Source organism: Streptomyces sp. NPDC029159 (genome assembly GCF_055564055.1).
Genome location: NZ_JBVHWT010000016.1, coordinates 59945 through 79598, shown reverse-complemented (window position 1 = coordinate 79598; position 19654 = coordinate 59945). Strand labels below are relative to the sequence as shown.

General features: G+C 72.6%; 17 protein-coding genes. 8 read left to right on the top strand and 9 right to left on the bottom strand.

All coding sequences use genetic code 11. The features are described from left to right. Nucleotides 1-3 precede the first annotated feature (3 nt). The 7 genes from ACZ4U4_RS26260 to ACZ4U4_RS26230 form a co-directional block, all read right to left on the bottom strand. On the bottom strand, nucleotides 4-1614 hold the full coding sequence (locus ACZ4U4_RS26260; protein ID WP_467878965.1) for a class I adenylate-forming enzyme family protein: 1611 nt from the start codon (nucleotides 1612-1614) through the stop codon (nucleotides 4-6). Then, nucleotides 1611-2435 (bottom strand): methyltransferase domain-containing protein, encoded by an 825-nt coding sequence (locus ACZ4U4_RS26255; RefSeq protein WP_467878963.1) that lies wholly within the window; start codon nucleotides 2433-2435, stop codon nucleotides 1611-1613. The genes ACZ4U4_RS26260 and ACZ4U4_RS26255 overlap by 4 nt, the downstream gene beginning before the upstream one ends. Further along, nucleotides 2432-3556, bottom strand: coding sequence for a DegT/DnrJ/EryC1/StrS family aminotransferase (locus tag ACZ4U4_RS26250; RefSeq protein WP_467878960.1), 1125 nt, complete (start codon nucleotides 3554-3556; stop codon nucleotides 2432-2434). The genes ACZ4U4_RS26255 and ACZ4U4_RS26250 overlap by 4 nt, the downstream gene beginning before the upstream one ends. Further along, entirely contained in the window at nucleotides 3553-4761 is a 1209-nt protein-coding gene (locus ACZ4U4_RS26245; RefSeq protein WP_467878957.1) for a DegT/DnrJ/EryC1/StrS family aminotransferase, read from the bottom strand. Before ACZ4U4_RS26245 ends, ACZ4U4_RS26250 begins: the two co-directional genes overlap by 4 nt. 91 nt (nucleotides 4762-4852) lie before the next feature. Beyond that, a complete protein-coding gene (locus ACZ4U4_RS26240) occupies nucleotides 4853-5383 on the bottom strand; it encodes an EF-hand domain-containing protein (RefSeq protein WP_467878955.1) in 531 nt (176 codons plus the stop codon). Nucleotides 5384-5409: 26 nt separating this feature from the next. Beyond that, complete coding sequence (locus ACZ4U4_RS26235) at nucleotides 5410-5844, bottom strand: hypothetical protein (protein ID WP_467878953.1); 435 nt, start codon at nucleotides 5842-5844, stop codon at nucleotides 5410-5412. Between the two features lie 83 nt (nucleotides 5845-5927). Next, the gene (locus tag ACZ4U4_RS26230; protein ID WP_467878951.1) at nucleotides 5928-6458 is read right to left on the bottom strand and encodes an EF-hand domain-containing protein; all 531 of its coding nucleotides are present in this window, start codon (nucleotides 6456-6458) and stop codon (nucleotides 5928-5930) included. Between the two features lie 506 nt (nucleotides 6459-6964). Here ACZ4U4_RS26230 and ACZ4U4_RS26225 point away from each other — a divergent pair. The 5 genes from ACZ4U4_RS26225 to ACZ4U4_RS26205 all read left to right on the top strand — a co-directional run bounded on the left by ACZ4U4_RS26225 (nucleotide 6965) and on the right by ACZ4U4_RS26205 (nucleotide 12061). Further along, nucleotides 6965-7942 carry a UbiA family prenyltransferase gene (locus ACZ4U4_RS26225; protein WP_467878949.1) on the top strand — a complete coding sequence of 326 codons (978 nt, stop codon included), beginning with the start codon at nucleotides 6965-6967 and terminating at the stop codon, nucleotides 7940-7942. Further along, entirely contained in the window at nucleotides 7939-9291 is a 1353-nt protein-coding gene (locus tag ACZ4U4_RS26220) for a protoporphyrinogen/coproporphyrinogen oxidase (RefSeq protein WP_467878947.1), read from the top strand. The genes ACZ4U4_RS26225 and ACZ4U4_RS26220 overlap by 4 nt, the downstream gene beginning before the upstream one ends. A 125-nt stretch (nucleotides 9292-9416) precedes the next feature. Next, nucleotides 9417-10295: an SAM-dependent methyltransferase gene (locus ACZ4U4_RS26215; protein ID WP_467878945.1), complete on the top strand. Its 879-nt coding sequence runs from the start codon at nucleotides 9417-9419 to the stop codon at nucleotides 10293-10295. A gap of 456 nt (nucleotides 10296-10751) precedes the next feature. Continuing rightward, a complete protein-coding gene (locus tag ACZ4U4_RS26210) occupies nucleotides 10752-11666 on the top strand; it encodes a nitroreductase/quinone reductase family protein (RefSeq protein WP_467878943.1) in 915 nt (304 codons plus the stop codon). Nucleotides 11667-11917: 251 nt separating this feature from the next. Beyond that, nucleotides 11918-12061, top strand: a complete 144-nt coding sequence (locus tag ACZ4U4_RS26205; RefSeq protein ID WP_467878940.1) for a hypothetical protein — start codon at nucleotides 11918-11920, stop codon at nucleotides 12059-12061. Here ACZ4U4_RS26205 and ACZ4U4_RS26200 read toward each other — a convergent pair. Together ACZ4U4_RS26200 and ACZ4U4_RS26195 are read right to left on the bottom strand one after the other, a co-directional pair. Beyond that, nucleotides 12051-14300, bottom strand: a complete 2250-nt coding sequence (locus ACZ4U4_RS26200) for a family 2 encapsulin nanocompartment cargo protein terpene cyclase (protein ID WP_467878938.1) — start codon at nucleotides 14298-14300, stop codon at nucleotides 12051-12053. The two genes, ACZ4U4_RS26205 and ACZ4U4_RS26200, sit on opposite strands and share 11 nt — an antisense overlap. A 41-nt stretch (nucleotides 14301-14341) precedes the next feature. Further along, nucleotides 14342-15745 carry a family 2B encapsulin nanocompartment shell protein gene (locus ACZ4U4_RS26195; protein WP_467878936.1) on the bottom strand — a complete coding sequence of 468 codons (1404 nt, stop codon included), beginning with the start codon at nucleotides 15743-15745 and terminating at the stop codon, nucleotides 14342-14344. A gap of 886 nt (nucleotides 15746-16631) precedes the next feature. Between ACZ4U4_RS26195 and ACZ4U4_RS26190 the strand changes: the two genes are divergently transcribed. The 3 genes from ACZ4U4_RS26190 to ACZ4U4_RS26180 all read left to right on the top strand — a co-directional run bounded on the left by ACZ4U4_RS26190 (nucleotide 16632) and on the right by ACZ4U4_RS26180 (nucleotide 19651). Next, nucleotides 16632-17744, top strand: a complete 1113-nt coding sequence (locus ACZ4U4_RS26190) for an LCP family protein (protein ID WP_467878933.1) — start codon at nucleotides 16632-16634, stop codon at nucleotides 17742-17744. A gap of 149 nt (nucleotides 17745-17893) precedes the next feature. Beyond that, complete coding sequence (locus tag ACZ4U4_RS26185) at nucleotides 17894-18397, top strand: C40 family peptidase (protein ID WP_467878931.1); 504 nt, start codon at nucleotides 17894-17896, stop codon at nucleotides 18395-18397. 60 nt (nucleotides 18398-18457) lie between these two features. Next, nucleotides 18458-19651, top strand: coding sequence for an MFS transporter (locus ACZ4U4_RS26180; protein WP_467878928.1), 1194 nt, complete (start codon nucleotides 18458-18460; stop codon nucleotides 19649-19651). The last annotated feature ends 3 nt before the right edge of the window (nucleotides 19652-19654 follow it).

Genomic DNA, 19654 nt, shown 5'->3' with positions numbered 1-19654 from the left:
GCGTCATGTCCACCGGCCGGTACCCAGCGGTTCGGCGGCCCGCGGCCGTACCAGACGGCGCAGTTCCAGACGGCGCACCTTGCCGGTCTCGGTGCGCGGGACCTCGTCCCACTCCCGCACCAACGGCTCCGCCATCGCGGGCAGATCGCGTACCGCCACGGACCATGCCTCGGGGTCGAGCGTGCCGTCGGCGGTCACCAGCACCGGCAGCAACTCCGGGCCCGGCACGCCCAGGACGGTGCATTCGACGACCTCGGAGAGCCGGTCCTCGATCACGTCCTCCAGCTCCACACAGCTCGCACCGGGAACGGTGTCGACCTCCCGGTCGGTGAGGATCAGGCTCCCCGAGCGGGTGAGCACCCCGATGTCACCGGTGTTCCACCACCGCCCGTCGGCCTTGGCCGCCCAGCGGTCCTGCTCGCCGACGTATCCCACGCACCGCGCCTTGGTACGGGCGAGGACCAGCCCGGGCCGGCCCCGTCCCACCGGGCGCAGGGTCTGCGGATCCACCACCCGCAGCCGGGTCCGTCCGGGCACCGGCCGTCCCAGGTCACGGGTGGTGGGGTGGCGTTCCCCGGTCTGCTCCAGGGACTTGCGGGTCAGCATCCGGAACGTCAGCGGGCCGGTCTCGGTCTGGCCCCAGCCCTGGAGCCAGCGCGGCTGCCGGTGCCCGGAGGCCGCCAGGAAGCTGCGGACGGTCGGCGGGTGGACGGCGTCGAAGGTGGAGACGTAGAGCCGGACGTCCTGGAGGGCGGCGCTGCGGCGGGCGGCCAGATCGCGCCAGGTGACGAAGGTGGCCGGGGACGCCTCCAGCGTGGTGGGCGGGGTACGCAGCAGCGTCTGTTCCGCCGTCCGCGGGTCGTGGTCGGCGAGGAGGACGACCGCGCGCGGCTCCAGGTGCAGCACGCTGATCGTCCAGGGCACCGCCCGGCCGTGGGTGAACGGATCGGCGGTGGCCACCGTGTCGGAGCGGCGGCTGGAGAGCACCGGCACCCGGTTGCACTCGAAGTGGGCGAGGCGGTGGACGATCGTCCGGGTCGAGTGCTCCACGAGCTTCGGCAGCCCGGTCGTCCCGGAGGTGTGGTGGATGACCACGGTGTCGTCGATCGCGCGCGAGACCACCGGCGGGACGTCGTGTCCGTCGACGTCGGCGGGCGTCAGGACCTCCCCGGCGGCGGGCCCGTCGTACGGGACGCCGCCGACGACGAGGGTGCGCGCGGCGTGCGCGGTGAGGTCGGTGCCGGGGCGGGCGGTGAGGGTGCTGGCCGAGGTCACCAGCAGTGCAGGGTCGAGCCGTCGCAGCAGGTCGCACAGGGCGTCGCCGCGCAACCGCGGGGAGAGCAGCGCCGGGACGGCGCCGAGGCGGGAGGCGGCGCAGGCCAGCAGGACGGTGTCCCAGTGGTTGGGTTTGACGACGGCCACCCGGTCGCCGGCCCGGACGCCGGAGGCGGCCAGCCGCGCGGCGGTCTGCCGCACCAGGTCGGCGATCTGCTCGATGCCGTACTCCGTCGGGCCGTCCGGCGCCAGGTCGAAGGGGCGGCTCAGGTGCACGGCGGTGCGGCTGCCGCGGTCGGCCAGCAGGTCGAAGAGGGTGCCGAGGGCGGGGGGTTTCACGGTGCCGTACGCCCCTTTCCGGGGGAGTCGGAGGCGGGTCGCCGCCCGTGGACGGTGACCATCACCTGGGAGAGCCAGCAGTGGGCGGGGTCGGTCAGCTCCACCTGGGCGCGGGCGAGGCGCTCCTCGGTGACCGCGCCGCGGGCGAGCATCGCGGGTGCCAGGTGCTCCAGCCAGAGCGCGAACCAGCGCGCCGCGTCGCCGCCGCCGCGCACCACTGCGGAGCGCCCTTCCGCGACGATGTCCACCAGCCCGGCGTCGGTGGCGAGTTGGACGTCGAGCAGCCCGCAGCGCGGGTGGTAGCCGGAGGCGCACATCACGTCGTAGGCGGCGCGTTTGACGTCGCTCAGGAAGTCGTTCTGTGCGGGGTGGCTGAAGAGGGAGGCGGTGTCGGTGTCCTCCAGGACGAGGTGGCCGCCGGGCTTGAGGGCGCGGTGGAGACGGTCCACGGCCTGCTGCCGGTCGCCGACGTGCTGGAGGACGAGGCGGGCGTGGATGAGGTCGAAGCGGGCCTCGGGGAGTTCGTCGGCGACGACGTCGTGGCGGTGGACGGTGACTCCGTGGCCGGTGAGCCACTTCAGGCGCTCGGTGTCGAGGTCGGCGGCGACCACCTCGCCGGTCGGGCCGACCCGGCCGGCGAGCCAGGCGGCGACGGAGCCGCGTCCGGCGCCGATCTCCAGACAGGACCAGCCGGGCCCGACGCCGGTGGCCGCGAGCCGCTCCCGGGTGCCCGTGTCCCAGAGCGACTCCCCCAGGGCGAGACGTTCCTCCTCACGGGCGAAGGCGGTGGCGAAGACATAGCGGTCGTGCGGGGGCGTCATCGGCGGGCCCCTTCCGTGGCGAAGGCGCAGACGGCGTCGGCGACGTGCTCGACCTGCGCGTCCGTGAGATGCGGGTAGACGGGCAGGGCGAGTTGCCGGGCCGCGGCGCGCTCGGCGTGCGGCCAGCGCCGCCCGGCCGGGGCGTACGGGGCGAAGGCCGGCTGCCGGGGCAGCGCCTGCGGGTAGTAGACGTGCGAGGCCACGCCGCGCTCGGCGAGGTGGTCGCGGAGCGCGTCACGCCGCTCGGCGAGGAGCGAGTAGACGTAGTAGCAGCGGCCGTTGCGCCCGGGCGGCGGGGGCAGGATCCCGGCGTCCCGCAGCGGGGTGAACCGCTCGGTGTAGTACGCGGCGATCCGGGCCCGGCGTTCGAGGCGGGCGGCGAGTCCGGGCAGCCGGTGGAGCTGGAAGGCGGCGAGGACCTCGTCGAAACGGCTGTTGAGGCCCAGGCGTTGGTGGACGAAGCGCGGGCCTTCCTGACCGTGGTTGCGCAGCGCCCGTACGGTGCGGCCGAGCGCCGGGTCCGAGGTGAGGACGGCGCCGCCCTCCCCCGCCGTGCCGAACGTCTTGACCTGGACGAACGAGAAGACCCCGGCGTCGCCCCAGGTGCCCGCGGGGCGGCCGTCGAGGGCGCCGCCCTGGGCGACGGCGGAGTCCTCGACGAGGCGGACCCCGCGGTCGTCGGCGATCTTGCGCAGCGCCGGCATGTCGGCCATCACGGAGAACATGTGGGCGGGCATCAGCGCCTTGGTGCGGGCGGTGACCGCGTCGTCCATCGCCTGGGGGTCGGCCACCATCGTCCAGGGGTCGATGTCGGCGAAGACCGGGGTGGCGCCGAGCCCGGCGACGGTGTTGGCGAGCGGTGCGCAGCCGTAGGCGGGGACGACCACCTCGTCGCCGGGGCCGATGTCCATGGCCCGCAGGACGAGGGTGAGGGCGGAGGTGCCGCTGGAGCAGGCGATGACGTCGCCCGTGCCGTACCGGGTACGCAGCGCCTCCTCGAACGCGGCGGTGCGGGTGCCGAGGATGAACTTCTGGTCGGGCGTGGTGCCGATCTCGTGGACCAGGTCGATGAGGACCTCGCGGTCCTCCTCGAAGAGGTCCGGCGGGAAGAACGGGATCAACGGGCGGCCCTCCCGGTGGCGAAGCGGCGGATGAGGTCACAGACCCGGTCGACGTCGTCGGTGCCGAGGTCCGGGTAGAGGGGCAGCGCGAGGGTCCGCTCGCAGGCCCGTTCCGCGTGCGGGAACTGCCCCCGGCGGTACCCGAGGTGGGCGAAGCAGGGCTGGCGGTGGAGCGGGACGGGGTAGTACGTCTCGGTGCCGACGCCGTGCTCGGCGAGGTACGCGACGAGGGCGTCGCGGCGCTCCACCTCGATCAGGTAGACGTAGAAGACCGGCTCGGTGGGGACCTCGTGCGCCACGAGGGTGGGCAGGCGGAGCACGCCGGGGACGTCGCGGAGCCGTTCGGTGTAGGCGGCGGCGAGGGCGGCGCGGCGGCGGATGTCCTCGGCGAGGGCCGGGAGTTTGCCGAGGAGGACGGCGGCCTGGAGGTCGTCCATCTTGCTGTTGACGCCGATGAGGTCGGTGGGGCGGTTGATGCCCGGGAAGTGGCCGAGGGTGCGGCCGTGGCGTCCGTGGTGGCGCAACGCCGCGACGGTTTCGGCGAGTTGCGGGTCGTCGGTGAGGAAGGCCCCGGCGTCGCCGAGCGCGCCGAGGGTCTTGGTGGGGAAGAAGGAGAGCACCCCGCCGACGCCCAGGAGCCCGGCGTGGACGCCGCCCCAGCGCATCCCGATGGCCTCGGCGCTGTCCTCCAGGACGGTCAGACCGTGGCGTTCGGCGACCCGGGTCAGGCCGCCCATGTCGGCCATCTGGCAGAAGAGGTGCACCGGCATCAGCGTCCGGGTGCGCGCGGTGACGGCGGCGTCCGCGGCGGCCGGGTCGAGGCCGTAGCCGACGGGGTCGATGTCGGCGAAGACGGGCGTGCCACCGGCGAGGGCGACGGCGGAGGCGGTGGCCATGAAGCTGAAGGCGGGGACGACGACCTCGTCGCCGGGGCGCACTCCCATGGCACGCAGGGCGAGGACGAGGGCGTCGGTGCCGCTGTTGACGCCGACGGCGAAGCGGGCGCCGGTCCAGGCGGCCAGCGCCTGCTCGAAGCGGCCGACCTGGCTGCCGTGGGAGAACTTGCCGTCGTCGGCCACCTCGGTGAGGCGGTCGCGGACGGCGGGCCAGCGTTCCTCGAAGGAGCGGGCGTGGGTGAAGAAGGGCACCGGGCGGGGCGGGGCGGCGGGCGCCCCGGTGCGGCCGGTTGCGGTGTGGTGGTCCATGGGTCCTCGGAGTCGGTACCGGCGGGGCGGGCCGGTGACGGGAAAGGGCCGGGCCCCGCACCCGTCGGCGGGGTGCGGGGCCCGGGGCGGGTCACAGCAGGGCGACGTCGAGTTCGCCCGCGTGGTACTTGTGCACGGCCTGGACGAGCTCCTCGACGGTCAGCTTGCCGTCGCCGTCGGCGTCGATGGCCTCGAACGCGGTCTCCGCGGTCTCCTCGGGGCTGCCGATCGCACGGATCCAGGAGCGGAACTCCTTGGGGTCGACCTGGCCGTCGCCGTCGGTGTCGCAGAGCCCGACGATGGAGCTGATGGTCGGGCGCAGCACCTCGTCGAAGCCCTGCGGGCCGCGGTCGAGGACCTGGCGGCCGGCCAGCTCACGGAACTGGTCGAGGCCGAGCGAGCCGCCCTCCTCGATCCCGGCGTGACCGGCGAGGTAGTCCCACATACCGAGGTAGGCGGTCAGCACGGCCGCACCGCGGTCGGAGGACGGGGCGGTGTCGAAGGCGCGGAGGATGCGCTGGGCCTCCTCGTCCCAGTCGCTGCGGTCGATACGGCCGTCGCCGTCCCGGTCCCACAGCTCGAACCGGCGCTGGAGTCGCTCCGCCTGAATGTCGTTGGTCATTATTGGGGGTCCTTCTCAAGAGAGGGTCATGGGTAGGGCGCGGGGGCGTGTACGGCGGTGCCGTGGGCGCCCCCGCCGCGGGCCGCGGCCCACAGGAGGTAGAACGCGACGACGACGGGCAGCACCAGCGTGATCAGCTGAGCGACGACGTCGGCGGGCGAGAACATCGCCAGATGGTGCAGATGGAAAAGAAGGTGCGGCACGGAGAAGACGAGCTGTGCCAGTGCGGCGGCCCGGACGAGGGGCGGCCGCGGCGCACGGGCGGCGCAGAGCAGCACCGCCGCCAGCGCCACCACGAGCGAGCCGAAGTCCCGGACCAGGTGTTCGTTGTACGGGGCGAACACGGCCACCCACCGGCGGCCCGGCAGCGGGAAGTTCCGGAAGAAGCTGTGGGGCAGGAAGAGCGCCCACGCGCCCGGAACGCCCTGGGCCAGGGCCGACAGGAGAAGCGCCGCCCGCATCCGTGCCGTCCGTGGACCGGTCCGGCCCACGCGCAGTGCGGGCCGGAAGGACCGGACCGCACCGCGGGCTGGGAACACCAGGGTCAGGCGCCGAGCAGCGGAGCGTCCAGCTCACCGGCGTGGTAGCGGCCGACCGCGTGGACGATCTCCTGGACGGAGAGCTGGCCGTCACCGTCGGCGTCGACGGCCTGGAAGGCGGCGTCGGCGTCGGTGTCGGCGTTGATGGCCTGCAGCCACTTCGCGAACTCGGGCGGGCTGATCTGGCCGTCGCCGTCGGTGTCGGCGAGGTGCACCATGGCGTGGATGCTGGGCTGCAGGACGCGCGCGAACCCGGCGGGCCCCTCGGCGAGCACCTGCTCCTCGGCGACCTGGAGGAACTGGTCCTTCGTCAGCGTGTCGCCGGCGCCGGCCTTCTCCGCGAGGTAGTCGAAGAGCATCGGGTAGGCGTGCAGCAGCAGCTGGGCGCGGGGCGAGTCGGCCGACTCGCCGAACGCCTCGACGATGCGGCGCGCCTCGTTCTCCAGATCCGCGCGGCTGATCTGGCCGTCGTTGTCCGTGTCGTACAGGGCGAAGCGCTGCTGGAGGCGTGACTGCTGCAGGTCCTTGTTGGACATGACACTCCTTGAGGAATGAATGACGGGCGAAATGAGCGACGAAGGACGTCGGAAATGCGGCCGCGGAAGAATGACGCGGACCACTTGCGCCGCAGGCATGACGGACGCAAGGAACAGAGCCGTGGATATGCACGACCCCTCTGGGAAACCCACCGCTCTCACGGCGCTTCGTGCAATCCAAGAATGTCCCAGCCCGGCCGACGTATGCACCGGATGGAGCAAGGACGATCCGTACGAGTGACATCGGTGCCCGATTCCCGCCACTGGCGCAGATCTGGACAGATGGGCTGGAGAAACGTTCTGAGCTGGCAGTAGAGGATCGCCTGGCGCATCGGTGGGCGATCCGGGCAGCGCGGCCCGTTCGAAGCCATGCCTTGAAAGCGATCACCTGATCTGATGAACATGCACAACTGGCCCCTCAGTGGGTTCGGGACGTCTCATACCGTCACTTCCGATTGATATTCGGCAGACCGATTTCGAGGTCTGCCGTGACCACGGAGAGTTCTGTGACCCACGATTCCCATGGCGCCGTAGCGATTGCGCCACCCGTCTCCTCGGGGAAATTCGCTGCCTATTGCAGACTGGCCAAACTCGACATTTTCGACTACTACCTCAGCCTCGCCGTCGCCTGGAGTCTGCTGGCCGCCCCGCTGCGCGCCGACTCCACCACCTTGGCGGTGCTCGCACTCTTCGGCCTCGGCATGCTCTGCCTCGTCGCCGCGATGACCACGTTCGACGACGTGACCGGGTTGCGCGACGGCAGCGACGCGGCCAACTACGGCCCCGACGCACCGCTGCGCAAGCTCCGCCGCAAGCCCCTGCTGGCCGGGACGCTCACCGAACGGGAGGCGATCCGCTTCGGCTGGGCCACGGCCGCCGGATGCGTGCTGCTGTGGGGCGCGGCCGTCGCGCTCGCCCCGCACGCCCCGTGGTGGGCGGTGGCGACCGCCGCGCTGTGCCTGGTCACCTCGGTGCAGTACTCCTACGGCCTGAAGCTCAGCTACCACGGCTGGCAGGAGATCTTCATGGTCGCGCTGGGCCTCGGCCTGGTGGTGGCGCCGTACGGGCTGCTCGCCGGGCAGGTCACCGGTTTCGCGCTGGTCCAGGGCACGCTGTTCGGTCTGGGGCCGCTGCTGTTCGGCGTCTACTCCAACACCAACGACCGGGCCGGCGACGCCGCGGTGGGCCGTCCGACGGTGGCCGTGCTGACCACCGAGCGCGGCAACAAGGTCTTCATCGGCGCGGTCTCCGCCGTGGAGAGCGTGCTGATCGCGGCGGCGACGCTCACCGGCCTGGCCCCGTGGTGGTTCCCGCTGGCGATGCTCCCGGTCGTCGCGCTGCGCGCCACCCAGTTCGTGACGGGCGTGGTCCGCGGCCGGATCCTGACGGCGCGCAAGCTCGGCACGTACACCCACCGCGTCTCGGTCGTGGCGCTGGTCGTCACCAATGTGCTGCTCGCCGCGGCGGCCGGCGGTGGGGTGTGAGCACCGCCCACGACGTCGTGGTCGTCGGTGCGGGGATATCGGGGCTGGCGGCCGCGGACACGCTGCGGCGGGCGGGCCGTTCGGTCACGGTGCTGGAGGCGGCCGACGCCGTCGGCGGGCGGATGCGCACCCACCGGGCGGACGGTTACGCCATGGACACCGGCGCCGAGATGCTGTCCGTCGCCGGATACGACGCGACCTGGCGGCTCATCCGCCGTACGGGGCTCGGCCCGGCGGAGACCACGCGGATCCCGCATCCCGTCGCCACCTGGCGCGACGGCCGGGTGCACGGCCATGTCGGCGCACCGCGCGCCCTGCTCAGCGGCGGCGGTCTCTCGCTCCGCGGCCGCGCCTCGCTCGCCCGCTTCATGGCGACGGAGGGCCGCCGCCGGGCCGCCTATGACCCGGATCTTCCGGAGCGCACCCCGCTGGGCACCCTGACGCTGGCGGAGTACGCCCGGGGCTACCGTTCCGAGCTGCACGACTTCCTGTTCCAGCCGGTCGCCGGCTGCTTCTTCGGCTGGGACACCGCCCGCTCGGCGGCCGCTCCCTTCGTCACCAACATGCTGGCCTGCGGCTCCACCGCCCGCTGGCGCAGCTACACCGACGGCATGGACACCCTCGCCCGCCGGCTGGCGCGCACGGTGGACGTCACCACCGGCTGCGCCGTCCACGAGGTGCTCACGGCCGCGGGCCATGCGCGGGTGGTCACGTCCGCGGGCACGCTCACCGCCCGCGCGGTGCTGCTCTGCGTCCCGGCGCCGGTGGCGCTGCGGCTGCACGTCAACGCGCCCGAGGCGGCGGTACCGTACCTCGCCGCCTGCGGCTACGTCCCGCGTCTGAAGGTGAGTTACACGCTCGACCGGCCGCTGGCGCCGCGCGGGGGCGCATCGGCGTACGCCGTGCTGCTGCCCGCGGCCACGGAGCCGGATCTGTCCGGCCTGATGCTGGAGCACAACAAGGGCTGCGGCCGGGCCCCGGCGGGCCGTGGGCTGGTGTCGCTGATGGCGGCACCCGAGGCGGCCCGGGAGCTGATCGACGCGCCCGAGGGCGAGATCCTGGCCCGAATCGGGGACGCCGCCGCCCGCTATCTGCCGGAGCTGCGCGCGGCCACGCTCCGTACGTTCGTCCACCGCTGGCCGCACGGCATCCCGGAGGCCACACCGCGGGCGCTGGCGCACCGCGACGCCTTCCTCGCCCGCGACGCCGCGCCCGTCGAGTACGCCGGCGACTGGCTGATGCTCCGCCCGAGCAGTGAAGGGGCGGTGCGCTCCGCGGAGTTGGCGGCGGCGCGTGTCCTGTCGCGGCTGCCGCACACGGCGCCCGCCCTGCCGGGCCGCTCCCGCTGACCCGCCGTGCGCCCGCCGCTCCGGCCCGGGGCGGGCGGACGGCGCACGCCACCGGGCCGTCACCTCACCGTCCGCCGTACGGCACCGCCGTGCCGGACGCCACCGTCACCCTGCAAAGGACCCTCATGACCAGCACCGTCGAAGAGAACATCGGCGCATCCCACCCGGTCGTCCGCAACGCCTACGAGCAGCAGCTCCAGGGCTACTGGGACACCAAGACCACCGACGACATCAATCTCCTCCTCGGCGCCGAAGACGGGCTGTACCACCACCACTACGGCATCGGCGACTACGACCCGGCCGTGCTCGCGGCGCCGCCCGAGCAGCGGGAGGCGCTGATCCTGCGGGAGATGCACCGTATGGAGAACGCCGAGACGGAGCTGATCCTCGACGCGCTCGGCGACGTCCCGGCCGGGGCCCGCGGGATGGACGCCGGATCGGGCCGCGGCGGCACCTCGTTCATGGTCGCCGAGCGGTTCGGCTGCCGGATGGACGGCGTAAACTTCTGCGCCCACCACATCGCGTTCGCGGAGCGCGTCGCCAAGGAGCGCGGCTGGGACGACCGGGTGCAGTTCCACTTCGCGAACATGCTCCAGACGCCGTTCGCCGACGAGACGTTCGACTTCATCGTCAGCAACGAGACGACGATGTACGTCGATCTGCACGATCTGTTCGCGGAGTTCGCGCGGCTGCTGCGGCCGGGCGGCCGGTACGTCTGCGTCACCTGGTGCCGCAACGAGACGGTCGCGGACCGCTCTGACGCCTCCCGCCGGATCGACGAGCACTATGTGAGCCGGATGCACCGGCGCGGCACGTATTTCGATGCGATGGCGGCCAACGGGCTGGTGCCGTTCCACGTCGGGCGGCACACCGCCGAGGCGATCCCCTACTGGGAGCTGCGTGACCATTCGGAGCGGCGTACCGGTGTGGAGAAGCCGTTCCTGGAGGGCTACCGGGAGGGCAGCATGGACTATCTGGTGATCGGGTGTGAGCGGGTGCGCTGACCCGTTCCGGCCGGTGGGCCGGGCCCGTTCCGACCGGCGTCGTCGCCTTGTGCGGCGGCGCCGGTCGGCGTGGTACCGGGGGTCGGCGCGAGGGCGGTCGCGTTGACAGGAAGCGGGTGGCTACCCGTTAATTAGGCCCGGTGGCGCGTGGCACCGGCCAAAGAGCAGTGGGCCGGCCGGTGGCCGGGCGTGCACCCTGATCGTGAGGGGCCTGCTGTGAGCATGCACTCCACACCCTGTCGGTGACGTAGTACCGCCGCCGGTCGGCGCCTTCCGTGGCGTCCACCGTGCGGCCGTTGCGTCGAGCCGTTCTCCTTCGCTGCCGCGACGCGGCCGTGCGGGCCGTGCCCCGTGCCGCCGCGCCGCGTTCCCGGCCGGTCCGCCCCGTGTCCGCACCGGGTCGCCGGTCTCCGTCACCGCGGCCGAAGCCGCCCGTAACCCCGGAGTCACATCCGTATGTCCTTGTCCTTCACCCGATCCGTCATCGAGGAGTTCCGCGCCCACGGCGGACGGGTCGGTGGCCCCTTCGAGGGCTCCGATCTGCTACTTCTGACCACCACGGGCGCCCGCTCGGGGCTTTCCCGGACGACGCCCCTCGGCTACGTCCGGCACGGCGGCGCGCTCCTGGTCGTCGCCTCGAATCTGGGCGCGCCGCGCCATCCGTCCTGGTACCACAATCTGCTGGCCCATCCCCTCGTACGGGTCGAGGTCGGCACCCGCGCGTTCGAGGCGCTGGCGGTGCCCGCCGAGGGGGTGCGGCGGGCGGAGCTGTTCCGGGAGGTGGTGCGGGTGGCGCCCGGGTACGCCGACTACCAGGCGGCCACCACGCGGGAATTGCCGGTGGTGGAGCTGGCGACGGCGGAGCCCGAGGGCTGGGCCGGGCCGCGGGAGGTCCGCACGCTGGCCGACAAGATCCTGGAGGTGCACGCCTGGCTGCGCGGGCAGTTGCAGCAGGTCGCGACGGAGACGGAGGCGTATTTCGCGGGGCGGGAGAGGCAGCGGGGGGACGGTGCGCCGCCGGTGCCGGGCCTCGGGTTGCAGATCCGGCAGCGGTGTCTGGCGTTCTGCCGGACGTTGCGGTTCCACCACGACGGTGAGGACGGCCATGTCTTCCCGGTCATGGCCGGGCACCATCCGGAGCTGGCCGAGGTGTTCGCGCGGCTGGGCGAGGAGCACCGGGTGATCGCCGGGATCCAGGAGCGGCTGGCGGCGTTGCTGACCGGCGTCGGGGTGGCCGAGCCGGAGCGGTTCCGCACCGAACTGCGGCGGATGTCGGCGGAGTTGCTGGCGCATCTCGCGTACGAGGAGGAGACGGTCGTGCCGCTGCTGGCGGACGTTCCGTGGCCGCCGGTGCCCGGTGGACGGGGGTGACAGGGCCCGGCGGGAAGGGGTGACGGCGCCCGGTCTGCTTCGCACGGCGGGCGCCGGTTTCCGGTCATTGCCGGGCGCCGTGGACTGGTCGGGGACGGCGGAGGGTACGTCGGTTTTTCAAGCAGGCGACGCAAAAACGCTGGGCAGCTGACGTTTCTGCACATATCATGCACATCATGTGCTCAACTTCTGCACCTGGGGCGTCTCACGCCCGGTCTCTGACCGAGGTGAATGCCGCCATAAGGGCGTTCATGACGGCACGGGCCGGACGTTCACTGGGGCCCGAGGAGCAGGCCGAATACGAGCAGCTGCTCGCGGCCTGGTCGGCCGCCGTCGCGCGGACGCCGGACGCCTCCCGTGCGGAGCGCCCGGCGTCCGCGCCGCTCACGCCATGACGCCCCGGGGCCGCAGGCGGGCCGCCGCGGTGCCCAACCCCGTGGGTCCGCCGAGGCGCCGGCCGTGGGCGGCGACGGGCCGGCGCAGCTCCGCCTCGTCGTAGCGGCGGCAGCCCTCGTGCCAGATGAGGATCCCGGCGAGCCAGTGCTTCAGCTCCTCCGCGTAGCCGGTGAGCGTGGCACGGGCCGCCGCGTCGAGCCCGAACTCGTCGAAGAGCGCGGGGAGCTCGACGGCGAGGATGTGCTCGAACTCCCGCATCCGGGAGGTCATCAGATCGTTGACGATCTCCAGCGCCACACGCATCCCGCAGTCGAAGAAGTTCTGCACGACGAGGACGGCGTTGTGCACCTCGCCCTCGAACTGGATCTCCTTCTGGTACGAGAACAGGTCGTTGAGGAGTCCCGCGTAGTCCGCGGCGGCGTTCTCCATCGCCTGGACGGGGCGGGTGCGGTAGATCTCGGGCGGGACGGTGCGGCCGTGGCCGAGCCGGGAGAGGCTCATCGTGAGGTCCGCGCCGAAGGTCTGGCGGCGCATCTCGATGTAGTCGACCGGGTCCGGGATGCGGTTCGCCCAGTGGTTGTCGAGCTCCCACAGCCAGCTTCCGGTCATGTCCTCGATGGTGCGGCGGAAGGTCCGGCGGGCGGCGGGCGTCATGGGGGCGGCGGTGCGCCGCCACAGATCGGCCAGTCCCCGCTCCAGCGCGTTCACCGGCTCCGGGATGTCCGCACCGGACTCGACGGGCATGAAGGCGGCCAGCCGGTCGGTGCAGGCGCGGGCGCCGACCGCGTCGCGGCTGCGGCCGAAGACCACCGGGTAGTAGTCGTCGCCGTAGGTGCCCCAGGTCAGCCAGCCGGTGGTGAGGTCGAGCCCCTCGGGGGTGGCGTCCGGGTGGATACCGGCGGAGCAGAGGGCGAAGTCGAAGGCGCGGAGCTTGTGCTCGTCCCAGATGACGGTCGGTGCGGAGCCGCCGCCGGGCAGCCCGGGCGGCTGCTCCAGCATGCCCATCCGGCGCGCCCAGCCGACGATCCGTTCCCGGGAGCCCGCCAGATGCGGGGAGAGCCGGGTGGTGTACGGCAGGTACAGCTCGGGGAGCTGCACCTTTCCGACGGCCTGGAACGGCACATGGGTGTGTTGCCGGACGCGGGCCGGAAGGCTGGCCGAGAGTGAGCCTGCGATGCGGGCGGCGGAGGTACCGAGGCCGGTGGGTCCGCCGAGGACGGGCGCGAGGGCGCTCGGCGTCTTGTCCGCGGCGGCGTTCATGTAGCGGCTGGAGCGCAGATGCCATTCGTGGCCGCCGGACTGCCAGTCCTGGAGCCCCTTGACGTACGCGGCGATGTCGGCGCAGGCCGCGGGGGACAGACCGTGTTCGGCGCAGAGGACGGGCACCTCGGTGAGTGCGGTGTGCTCGAACTGGTGGAGGCGGGAGGTGAGGAGGTCGTTGACGGCGTCGGCGGCCTGCTGGGTGGTGCAGTCGAGGAAGGTCTCGAAGACCAGGACGCCGTTGGAGAGTTCGCCCTCCTCCTCGATCTCCCGCTGGTAGGAGAAGAGGTCGTTCCGCAGGTGGACGGCGTCGGAGAAGGTGTCCTTGAGAACCCGCAGCGGACGGGTGGCGGCGACCGCCGCGGGGATCTCGGCGCCCGCCGCGTACTCGACGAGCCCGGCGGACCAGGGGGCGCCGCCGACCTTGCGGCGCATCTCGATGTACTCGACGGGGTTGGCGATGCGGCCGGTGCTGATGTTGGCCAGCTCCCACAGCGACTCCTCCAGGAGATGCTGGGTGTACTCCGCGAAGCGGCGGCGCCAGTCGCGGGACATCGCCGGGACGGTCCGCCGCCACAGGTCGGCGAGGCCCTTCTCGACGGCGTTGACCGGCTCGGGCGGCGGGCCTGCCGGGTCCACCGGCATGAAGGCGGGCAGCCGGTCGAGGTACACCTTGGCGCCCGCCATGTCCTGGCCGCGTTTGAAGCTCTCCAGGAAGTGGTCGTCGAAGAAGAAGACCCAGACGTACCAGTCGGTGACGGTGGCGAGCTCCGCCGCCGGGGCGTCCGGGTGGGTGTAGGCGCAGAGCAGGGCGTAGTCGTGGGCGTCGAAGTCCCGCTCGTCCCAGATGCCCGACCCTTCGATCATCTCCATCTCGCGGGCCCACGCCTTGGAGTGGCCACGGACCGCCTCCAGATGCGGGTTGAGCCGTGCGGGATACGGCTCGTAGAACTCCGGAAGTACGAAGGGCTGTGTCATCTGCGCCTCACCTCGTCTCGTCGTGTCCGCCTCGGCCCCGGTCAGCCCCGGCGGCCGATCTCGACGTTCTCCAGCACGCCGAGCGCGTCCGGTACCAGTACAGCGGCGGAGTAATAAGTGGAGACAAGGTACGAGATGATCGCCTGCTCGTTGATGCCCATGAAGCGGACAGAGAGTCCGGGCTCGTACTCGTCGGGCAGGCCGGTCTGGTGGAGGCCGACGACGCCCTGGTTGTCCTCGCCGGTGCGGAGCGCGAGGATCGAGCTGGTGCGCTCCTTGGTGACCGGGATCTTGTTGCAGGGCAGGATCGGGACGCCGCGCCAGGCGGGGGCCTGCTGGCCGTTGAGGTCGACGTGGTCGGGGTAGAGGCCGCGGGCGTTCATCTCGCGACCGATGGCGGCGATGGTGCGCGGGTGGGCGAGGAGGAACTTCGTCCCCCGGCGGCGGCTGATCAGCTCGTCGAGGTCGTCCGGGGTGGGCGGGCCGGAGTGGGTCTGGATGCGCTGGCGGTAGTCGGCGTTGTGCAGCAGACCGAACTCGGGGTTGTTGACCAGCTCGTGTTCCTGGCGTTCGCGCAGCGCCTCGATGGTCAGCCGGAGCTGGTGCTCGGTCTGGTCCATCGGCTCGTTGTAGAGGTCGGCGACGCGGGTGTGGACGCGCAGCACGGTCTGGGCGACGCTCAGTTCGTACTCGCGGGGCCGGAGTTCGTAGTCGGCGAAGGTGGTGGGGAGGGTGGGCTCTCCGGTGTGGCCGGCGGCGAGGGCGATCTCGGCCTCGCCGTGCTTGTTCTGGGCCTGCTGCGGCAGGGCGGCGAACTCCTGGAGGTGGCTGCGGAGTGCGGGCGCGCTGTCCAGCAGGGCGGCGAAGTCGCGGCGGGTGAGGACGAGGACGGTGCCGGCGGTCTCGGCCTTGGCGGTGTACTCCCAGACGGCGTCGGGGTCGGTGAGGCCCTGGGCGCCGAAGTGGTCGCCGTCGGCGAGGACGCCGAGGCCGGCGGCCTGTCCGTAGCGGCCGTCGGCGGTGCGGGCGATGCGGCCGTGGGCCAGCAGGAAGACCTGGTCGACGGGGTTGCCCTGCTCGGCGAGGACCTCGCCGGCGGCGACCTCGCGCTGCGCGAAGCGGTCGGCGAGGGCGGTGAGGACGCCGATGTCGTCGAAGCCGCGCAGCGGGGCGAGTTCGCCCAGTTCCTGGGGGATGACGGCGACGCGGGAGCCGGTCTGGTCGAAGTCGATGCGGCCGTCGCCGACGGTGTAGGTCAGGCGGCGGTTGACGCGGTAGGCGCCGCCCTTCGTCTCGACCCAGGGGAGCATCTTCAGCAGCCAGCGGGAGGTGATGCCCTGCATCTGGGGTGCGGACTTGGTGGTGCTCGCGAGGTTCCGCGCGGCGGCGGTGCCCAGGCTCTGCTGTGCGGCGGGGGTTTCCTCGGTACCGGCGGGGATCGTCATCCGGCGCTCCTCATCGTGGTGGACGCCCGGTCCGCGCGGTCGCCGGGCATGCGGCAACCCGTCGCCGGAGGGCGGGAGTCGGGTGGGGGTGGGTGGTCCCGGGCCGGTCGGGCGGACGGTGGCCGGGCCGCTCGGGGAAATCCGTTGATCACACTAAGGCCGTGCCACGGAGGCACATGCCGATTCCGGTGCCCCGCCGACCGGGTACGCCCGTACGAGTGACACTCCGTCCGCGAAACGTGAGACGCGCCTCGGATGGCGAGTTTTCACCCTTCGAACGAGACCGCTCCCCCGCCTTGACCGCTGGCCACGGGATGCGAGGCATGACACCGCACGCTCACGCGTTCCCTTTCCGGCTTGTTTTCGCGGCTTGGAGGCGATGGAGAGGGGGCGGAGCGTACGGCTCCGCCGTTGTGAGTGGCCGTGTGGCCCGCTTTCCCTCCAAGGGGACAAAAGGCGCATTGCCCATGTTTACGGGTGAGGGGCTTCGGGGGTCGCTGTGACCCCGGCCATAGGTCGTCCGTCACGTACGACGCCGGGTAGTGGACGCGGCGGCGCCGTGGGCCTCACAGGTACGGCGGTTTCCCCGAGTGCGGGGCGGGGCGTCTACGCGGCGGGGTAGTACGGGACGTCGTTGCCGGTGGGGCGGCATCCGCCCAGGATGGTCGGGCCCCGGGCGCGGACCTGCTCCGCCCCGGACCGCCGGCCCGCGCACGGAGCGCGCCGGCGAGGCGGGAGCGCCGGACGGCACTCCCGCATCCCAGGGCACCGGGCCCGTGCGGGCCCCCGGCCGGTCCGGCTCAGGCCGACCGCGACGAGGCGCCCGGGCCATCGACAACGCACGCCGGGTGCAGCCGTGCCCCGGCGGGTGGAGGACGGAGTACAGATGCCGCAGGACAGCGGGAACAACGGGCCGTATCCGGCGGACATCCCGGCGGACGGGGGCGGGCCCCGGCCGCCGCGTCGGCGCCGTAAGGGACTGCGGATCGCCGCATGGACCGCGCTGGGCGTGGTGGCCGTGGGCGGCGCCGGGACCGCGTACCTCTGGTCGCATCTGAACGGCAATCTCCAGGGCGTCGACATCAACGCGGCGCTCGGCAAGGACCGGCCCGGCGCCTCGAAGGACGGCGCCATGAACATCCTGCTGCTGGGCTCCGATTCACGGGCCGGTACGGGCGGCGAGTACGGCAAGGGCATCACCGGGGCCCGGTCGGACACCACGATGGTGCTCCACGTCGACAAGGACCACCGCACGGCGAGCGTGGTGAGCATTCCGCGCGACACGTTGGTGGACCGGCCCGCGTGCCCGAAGCCGGGCGGCGGTGCGGCGCCCGCCGCACACCAGGTGATGTTCAACGAGTCGTACCAGGTGGGCGGCCCGGGGTGCACGGTGAAGACCGTCGAGTCGCTGTCCGGGGTGCGGATGGACCACTATCTGGAGGTCGACTTCACCGGCTTCAAGAAGATCATCGACGAGCTGGGCGGCGTCGACATCACCACCAGGCAGGCGGTGAAGGACGTCCACAGCAAGCTCGACCTCCCGGCCGGGAAGCACACCCTCAAGGGCGAGCAGGCGCTGAGCCTGGTCCGTACCCGGCACGGCGTCGGGGACGGCAGCGACCTGGGGCGGATCCAGTTGCAGCAGGCGTTCATCAAGGCGCTCACGCACCGGATCGACGATGTCGGGCTGAGCAATCCGACGAAGCTGTACGCGCTGGCGGACACCGCGACGCGGACCGTGCGCGCCGACTCCCAACTGGCCTCCACCGGCAAGCTGTTGGGCCTCGCCCAGGAGCTGAAGGGCATCGGCCCGAAGAACATGAAGATGGTGACGATGCCGGTCACCTACGACCCGCAGCACCCGGACCGGGTGGTGGCGCTGCCCGCGGCGTCCGCGAAGGTGTGGCAGGCGCTCCGGGACGACAAGCCGATCCCGGCGTCCGCCGGGCGCAACTCGGTGGGTGACAAGGGCACGTCCCCGGTGGTGGTGCAGTCCTGAGAGGGGTGCGCGGGCGGGGGCCGGCCGGGTACGCCCGCGCACTCCCTTTTTCCTTTTCCCTCACCTTCGATGACGGTCGGTCAGTACCGGGGGCGGGTATCAGCCGGGGGTACCGGTGGCACTCCTCTTCGCCTCTCCCGGAGCCGCAGATGATCCAAGCCAGTCCGCAACCCGGCGACATAGGTCTGACCCAAATATCCGGCACCGTGGGCCGGTTGATCCGGCTCGGCCAGTGGCTGAACGGCAACGGCTTCGCCGACTACCAGCACGCGTTCCTCGTCCTGCCCGGCGACCGGCTGATCGAGGCCGAACCCGGCGGGGCGCGGATCGTCCCCCTCGACTCGTACGCGGGCTCCGACGTGGTGTACGTCTGCCCGCCCGGTCTGACCGACGCGGACCGCGACCGGATCTGCACGGCGTCCTCGGTGTACGAGGGCGTGCCGTACAGCTTCCTCGACTACCTGGCCATCGCCACGCACCGGCTGAAGCTGCCGGTGCCGGGGCTGCGCCGCTATGTGGCGGCGACGGGCCACATGATCTGCTCCCAGCTCGTGGACCAGTGCTACCAGGACGGCGGGGTGCATCTCTTCGACGACGGCCGGTGGCCGGGGTATGTGACGCCGCTGGCGCTGTACGACCAGCTGGCCGACTGAGGCGGGGCCCGCCGGGCGGAACGGTCGCCGGTGCCCGGCGGGGCTCCTACTGTGGCCGTCATGATCATCAGACGCACGGACCGACGTCCCGGGCCCCTCGTGGCGGCCGTGGTGTTCGCCATCGGCATGGCGGGCACCACGCTGCCGACCCCGTTGTACGGGCTCTACCGGCAGCAGCTGGGTCTGTCACAGCTGATGGTGACCGTGGTCTTCGCGGCGTACGCGCTGGGGGTGATCGCGGTGCTGCTGCTCGCCGGGAACGTCTCGGACGAGGTGGGGCGGCGGCCGGTGCTGCTGGTGGCGCTGGGCCTGTCGGCGGCGAGCGCGCTCTGTTTCGTGGACGAGGGCGGGCTGCCGCTGTTGTTGCTGGGGCGGGTGCTGTCCGGGTTCGCGGCGGGGCTGTTCAGCGGGGCGGCGACGGCGGCGGTGCTGGAGCTGGCGCGGCCCGGCGGTGAGGCGTGGGCCGGGTTCGCGGCGACGGCGGCGAACATGGGCGGGCTCGGGTGCGGTCCGCTGCTGGCCGGGGTGCTGGCGCAGTACGCGCCGTGGCCGCTGAAACTGCCGTTCCTGGTGCATCTGGCGCTGCTGGCGGTGGCCGCGGCGCTGGTGATCCGGGTGCTGCCGGAGACGGTGGCGGAGCCGGGGCGGCCGTCGCCGCCGCGGCCCCGGCGGTTGGTGCCGCCGCCGGAGGTGCGGGGCGTGTTCGTGCCGTCGGCGGTCGCGGCGTTCGCGGGGTTCTCGCTGCTGGGGCTGTTCACGGCGGTGGCGCCGAGCTTCGTCGGCCAGACGCTGGGCGTACACAATCTCGCGGTCTCGGGCGCGGTGGTCTTCACGGTCTTCCTCGGCTCGACGACCGGGCAGGCGCTGTCCGGGCGGCTGGGGGTGCGGCGGGCGCTGCCCGCCGGGTGCCTGGTGCTGGTCGCCGGGTTGCTGCTGGTGGGCGCGTCGCTGGCGGTGCGGTCGCTGCCGCTGCTGGTGGGCGGGGCGCTGTGCGGCGGGTTCGGGCAGGGCCTCGCGTTCCGCGCCGGGCTGACGGCGGTGGGCGCGGCGGCCCCGCCCACCCACCGGGGCGGCACCATTTCGGCGTTCTTCCTCGCCGCGTACGTGGGCATCTCGCTGCCGGTGGTGGGCGTCGGGGCGCTCACCCTTCCCCTGGGGCTGCGCGGCGCGGGGCTGACGTTCGCCGGGTGCGTGATCGTCATCGCGGTGGTGGTGGGCGGGTACGTACTGCGGCGGCCGCCGAGCGAGGGGTGAAGG

Excerpts from the sequence above, each read along its gene's own strand:
- ACZ4U4_RS26195 (WP_467878936.1), bottom strand. The coding sequence starts at position 15,745 with ATGACGATCCCCGCCGGTACCGAGGAAACCCCCGCCGCACAGCAGAGC.
- ACZ4U4_RS26235 (WP_467878953.1), bottom strand. The coding sequence starts at position 5,844 with ATGCGGGCGGCGCTTCTCCTGTCGGCCCTGGCCCAGGGCGTTCCGGGC.
- ACZ4U4_RS26190 (WP_467878933.1), top strand. The coding sequence starts at position 16,632 with ATGCCGCAGGACAGCGGGAACAACGGGCCGTATCCGGCGGACATCCCG.
- ACZ4U4_RS26205 (WP_467878940.1), top strand. The coding sequence starts at position 11,918 with ATGACGGCACGGGCCGGACGTTCACTGGGGCCCGAGGAGCAGGCCGAA.
- ACZ4U4_RS26215 (WP_467878945.1), top strand. The coding sequence starts at position 9,417 with ATGACCAGCACCGTCGAAGAGAACATCGGCGCATCCCACCCGGTCGTC.
- ACZ4U4_RS26240 (WP_467878955.1), bottom strand. The coding sequence starts at position 5,383 with ATGACCAACGACATTCAGGCGGAGCGACTCCAGCGCCGGTTCGAGCTG.
- ACZ4U4_RS26255 (WP_467878963.1), bottom strand. The coding sequence starts at position 2,435 with ATGACGCCCCCGCACGACCGCTATGTCTTCGCCACCGCCTTCGCCCGT.
- ACZ4U4_RS26230 (WP_467878951.1), bottom strand. The coding sequence starts at position 6,458 with ATGTCCAACAAGGACCTGCAGCAGTCACGCCTCCAGCAGCGCTTCGCC.
- ACZ4U4_RS26180 (WP_467878928.1), top strand. The coding sequence starts at position 18,458 with ATGATCATCAGACGCACGGACCGACGTCCCGGGCCCCTCGTGGCGGCC.
- ACZ4U4_RS26210 (WP_467878943.1), top strand. The coding sequence starts at position 10,752 with ATGTCCTTGTCCTTCACCCGATCCGTCATCGAGGAGTTCCGCGCCCAC.
- ACZ4U4_RS26200 (WP_467878938.1), bottom strand. The coding sequence starts at position 14,300 with ATGACACAGCCCTTCGTACTTCCGGAGTTCTACGAGCCGTATCCCGCA.
- ACZ4U4_RS26185 (WP_467878931.1), top strand. The coding sequence starts at position 17,894 with ATGATCCAAGCCAGTCCGCAACCCGGCGACATAGGTCTGACCCAAATA.
- ACZ4U4_RS26245 (WP_467878957.1), bottom strand. The coding sequence starts at position 4,761 with ATGGACCACCACACCGCAACCGGCCGCACCGGGGCGCCCGCCGCCCCG.